Source organism: Mycobacterium sp., assembly GCF_050701675.1.
Classification (GTDB): domain Bacteria; phylum Actinomycetota; class Actinomycetes; order Mycobacteriales; family Mycobacteriaceae; genus Mycobacterium.
The window spans coordinates 1-4,447 of sequence record NZ_JBOGDD010000033.1 but is presented as its reverse complement, the minus strand read 5'-3'; the positions used below and the strand labels follow the sequence as shown (position 1 = coordinate 4,447).

General features: G+C 68.3%; 3 protein-coding genes and 1 pseudogene. 1 reads left to right on the top strand and 3 read right to left on the bottom strand.

Annotated features, from left to right (window positions below; all coding sequences use genetic code 11):
* A partial coding sequence (locus ACRDUX_RS01095; RefSeq protein ID WP_526410181.1) for a diflavin oxidoreductase occupies positions 1-1,206 on the top strand: 1,206 nt, incomplete at its 5' end.
* A gap of 32 nt (positions 1,207-1,238) precedes the next feature.
* On the opposite strand, the gene ACRDUX_RS01090 is transcribed toward ACRDUX_RS01095, so the two are convergent.
* The 3 genes and pseudogenes from ACRDUX_RS01090 to ACRDUX_RS01080 all read right to left on the bottom strand — a co-directional run.
* A complete protein-coding gene (locus ACRDUX_RS01090) occupies positions 1,239-2,318 on the bottom strand; it encodes an amidohydrolase family protein (protein WP_526410179.1) in 1,080 nt (359 codons plus the stop codon).
* Position 2,319: 1 nt separating this feature from the next.
* A complete protein-coding gene (ffh, locus tag ACRDUX_RS01085) occupies positions 2,320-3,894 on the bottom strand; it encodes a signal recognition particle protein (protein WP_526410177.1) in 1,575 nt (524 codons plus the stop codon).
* A 118-nt stretch (positions 3,895-4,012) separates the two neighbouring features.
* Positions 4,013-4,447, bottom strand: a pseudogene (locus tag ACRDUX_RS01080) ([protein-PII] uridylyltransferase); the annotation flags it as partial.

The following is a 4,447-nucleotide window of genomic DNA, read 5'->3' as shown; positions in this document are numbered from 1 at the left end:
GCGTGGACGACCGTCGTCGTCAAGCTGTTGGCGGACCAGCGGACCACCGCTGCCCCCGAAGTATCCGTAACTGTCGGTCACGCACACTCGCCGGAATTCGCCGAGCCCGCCAACCGGGAGCGTCATCATCCCGTCGAGGCCCGCCTGGCCGTGAATCAGCTGCTCACCGCGCCGGAGTCCGACAAGGAGGTGCGCCACTACGAGATCGACCTCGCCGGAGCCGGAATCACCTATCTCGCAGGCGATTCCATCGCCGTGCACGCCTCCAACGACCCCATCCTGGTCGACGCGGTCCTCGCCCAGCTCGGCGTCGGTCCCGACCACGTCATAGCCGATCACGACGAGTCGCTCGGCGTCCTGCTGACTCACCATCTCGAAATCAGGAGCCCCTCACGCGCGCTACAGGCGTTGGTGGCCGCCAGGACCGACGACGCCGCGGCGGCCGTCGCGCTCGGCGCCGATCACGTCGCGATACCGGGGTCGTGGGCCTACGGCAAGGACGTCCTCGATCTGATCGGACTCGCCGACCTGACCGTCGACGAGGTCGTCGACACCCTCAGGCCGCTTCAGTTCCGCGACTACTCGATCGCGTCGAGTCCGCTGCTGCACCCCGACCACGTCCACCTGACCGTCGCGACCGTGCGCTACACCGCCGGGGACCGCAGGCACGGCGGCGTGGCCTCGACGTTCCTCGCTGAGCGCGGCGAGACGCTGCAGGTGCACCTGCGGCCGAATCACAATTTCCGGCTGCCCGCGCCCGACGTGCCGATCATCATGATCGGCCCGGGAACCGGTATCGCGCCGTTCCGCGCGTTCCTTCAGGAACGTCGGGCGACGGGGGCGTCGGGACGATCCTGGCTGTTCTTCGGTGACCGGCGGCGGGCCACCGACTTCCTCTACGGTGACGAACTCGGCGACTTCGTCGAGGCGGGCACGCTGACGCGGCTGGATCTGGCGTTCTCCCGTGACCGTGCCCCGAAAGAGTATGTCCAGCAGCGCATGTGGGAGAACTCGGCAGATCTCTTTGACTGGCTCCAGGACGGCGCGCACCTGTATGTGTGCGGTGACGAGAAGCGGATGGCCAAGGACGTCGACGCGGCGCTGCGCGACATCGTGGCCCGGTGCGGCGGGATGGACGCCGCAGGCGCTCACACTTACGTCAACGACATGATCAAGACCCACCGCTACGTGCGGGACGTGTACTAGTTATCCCCGCGAGTTATCCCCGCGAGCAGACACTAGCGGTAGACCCTGCCCCGCAGGATGACCAGTTCCGGATGGTTCAGCACACCTGGCTGTCTCGGATCGTCGGGGTAGCAGACCAGATCGGCCGAGGCCCCATGCTCAAGGGTGGGTCTGCCCAGCCATTCCCGCGCATCCCAGCACGCCGCACCCAGCGCCTCGGTCGGGCTCAACCCGACAGTCGTCAGCGCCTCGACCTCGTCGGCGATGCGACCGTGGGCGATCGTGCCGCCCGCATCGGTGCCCGCGAAGATGGGCACCCCCGCATCGTGTGCCGCCCCGACGCGCCGGTGGCACGTCGCGTACAGGTCACGCACGTGCTTGGCGTAGTTCGGATACCGGCTTGCGGCGTCGGCGATTCCGGGGAAGTTCTCGATGTTGATCAGCGTCGGCACCAACGCGGTGCCATGCTCCAGCATCAGCGCGATGACGTCGTCGGTGATGCCGGTGCCGTGCTCGATGCAGTCGATGCCCGCATTGATCAGACCGGGCAACGCGTCTTCGCCGAAGACGTGCGCGGTCACCCTGGCGCCCTCGGCGTGTGCGGCAGCGATGGCATCCTTCAGCACGTCGTCGGACCACAACGGGGTGAGATCGCCGACCCCGCGGTCGATCCAGTCCCCCACCAGCTTCACCCAGCCGTCACCGAAACGGGCCTGCTCCGCGACGGCAGCGGGCAGCTGCGACTCGTCCTCGACGTCGATCGACACGCCAGGCAGGTAGCGCTTGGGCCTCGCCAGATGCCTGCCTGCGCGAATGATGCGCGGAAGATCGTCGCGCTCGTCGAGATCGCGAGTGTCGACCGGCGACCCCGCATCGCGCAACAGCAGGGCGCCCACGTCACGTTCGGTCTGGGCCTGCGCGAGCGTCTCGTCCAAATCCGTTGCGCCGCCCGGCCCTAGCCCGACGTGGCAGTGCGCATCGACGAGGCCGGGCAGGATCCAGCCACCATCGAATACGGTCTCTGCGGCGGCAACCCGTTCGGCGCTGAGCAGCCCATCGACCACCCACCACTCGACGGACTCACCGTCGGGCAGTCCCGTGCCTCGCAGATGCAGGCGCGTGGTGCCGCTCAACTTACTTCTGGCCGGGGAACTTCAGCTTGGACAGATCGAAGTTGGCAAGGCCCGGCGGCAGCTCGTCGAGACCCTTGGGCATGTTCGACAGGTCGGGGAATCCGGCGGGCACTCCGCCACCGACGCCCAACGGATTCGGCGTCTTCGGCGGAGTGGGGCCGCGACCGCCCTTCTTCTTGCCTGCCTGCTTGTTCTTCCCCTTGGCGGCCTTGCGCGAAGAACCCTTGCGCGCGAACGGCATTCCCATCTGGCCGGCCATCTGCGACATCATCTTGCGGGCTTCGAAGAACCGGTCGACGAGCGAGTTCACCTCGGCTACCGCGACACCCGAGCCGTTGGCGATGCGCAGTCGCCGAGAGGCGTTGATGATCTTGGGGTCGGCACGCTCGGCGGGCGTCATGCCCCGGATGATGGCCTGGACGCGATCGAGCTGGGTGTCGTCGACGGCGGCCAGCGCATCCTTCATCTGACCCGCGCCGGGCAACATGCCGAGTAGGTTGCCGATGGGCCCCATCTTGCGGATCATCAGCATCTGCTCGAGGAAGTCCTCGAGCGTCAGTTCGCCGGACCCGATCTTGGCGGCGGCCTCCTCGGCCTTGTCGGCGTCGAAGACCTGCTCGGCCTGCTCGATGAGCGTGAGCACGTCGCCCATGCCGAGGATGCGGCTGGCCATGCGGTCGGGGTGGAAGACGTCGAAGTCCTCGAGCTTCTCACCGTCGGACGCGAACAGAATCGGCACGCCGGTGATCTCGCGCACCGACAGTGCCGCACCGCCGCGGGCGTCGCCGTCGAGCTTGGTCAGCACCACACCCGTGAAGCCGACACCCTCACGGAACGCCTCAGCGGTGGTGACCGCGTCCTGACCGATCATCGAGTCGAGAACGAACAGGACCTCGTCGGGGTTGACGGCGTCCCGGATCGCAGCCGCCTGGCCCATCAACTCCTCGTCGATGCCGAGGCGGCCCGCGGTGTCGACGATGACGACGTCGAAGTGCTTGACCCTGGCCTCTGCGAGGCCAGCGGCAGCGACCGCCACGGGATCGCCTGCCTTCATATCCGTGATATCGGAGCCACCCGGTGAAACTCCAGGGTTCGGCGCGAACACCTGCACGCCGGCGCGCTCACCGACGATCTGAAGCTGGTTGACGGCACCGGGCCGCTGCAGGTCACAGGCGACCAACAGGGGGGTATGCCCCTGGTCTCTGAACCACTTGGCGAGCTTGCCCGCCAGCGTCGTCTTACCGGAACCCTGAAGGCCCGCGAGCATGACGACCGTCGGGGGCGTCTTGGCGTACGCCAGTTTTCTGGTCTCACCGCCGAGGATGCCGACGAGTTCGTCGTTGACGATCTTGACGACCTGCTGGGCCGGGTTCAGCGCGCCGGACACCTCCGCGCCCTTGGCGCGGTCCTTGACTCTGGCGATGAACGCACGCACGACGGGCAGCGAGACGTCGGCCTCGAGCAGCGCCAATCGGATCTCGCGGGCCGTGGCGTCGATGTCGGCATCGGTGAGCCGGCCCTTGCCACGCAGGCCCGACAGGGCCCCGGTCAACCGGTCGGACAGGGATTCAAACACGTGGCTAGCCTAGCGGGCGACGCCAGGGTCCGACGGCCAGGGAACCTCGGAGGGCTGGGGGTCCCCCCGCTTGCGGGGGAGAGCGGAGCGACCCGGGAAGCAGCCTCGGTCCTACCTCTTAGCTGGCCTCCGGCACCGCCTTGGCCGCACCGGGGGTTGGCAGCACGGCCAACAGCTCGCGCTCGAGTTCCTCGCGCGCGGCCGAGTGGTCCTCCGAAGCGTCGCCGGCGATCAGCGACGGCACCACGACACCGAAGGCGTCCACGACGGACGAGCCCAGCGTGGTGACCTTCGCCCAGACGATGTCAAGACCGTCGCGCTCGATGACCGCGGTCAGCCGGGCCAGCAGACCCGCGCGGTCGGCGCTGCGGATCTGCAGAACGAACTCGCCACGCGAGGTGCCCCCGAACCACAGGATCCGCGGCGGGGCGGGGGCGTTGATCGGGACCGCGTCCGGGGCCTCACCCGCCCGCGTCGGGTTCGTGGCCGCGGCGTCGTGGTCCCGCCGTTCGAGTGAGCCGATGACGTCGAGGTCGCCCGCCAACGCCAGGAC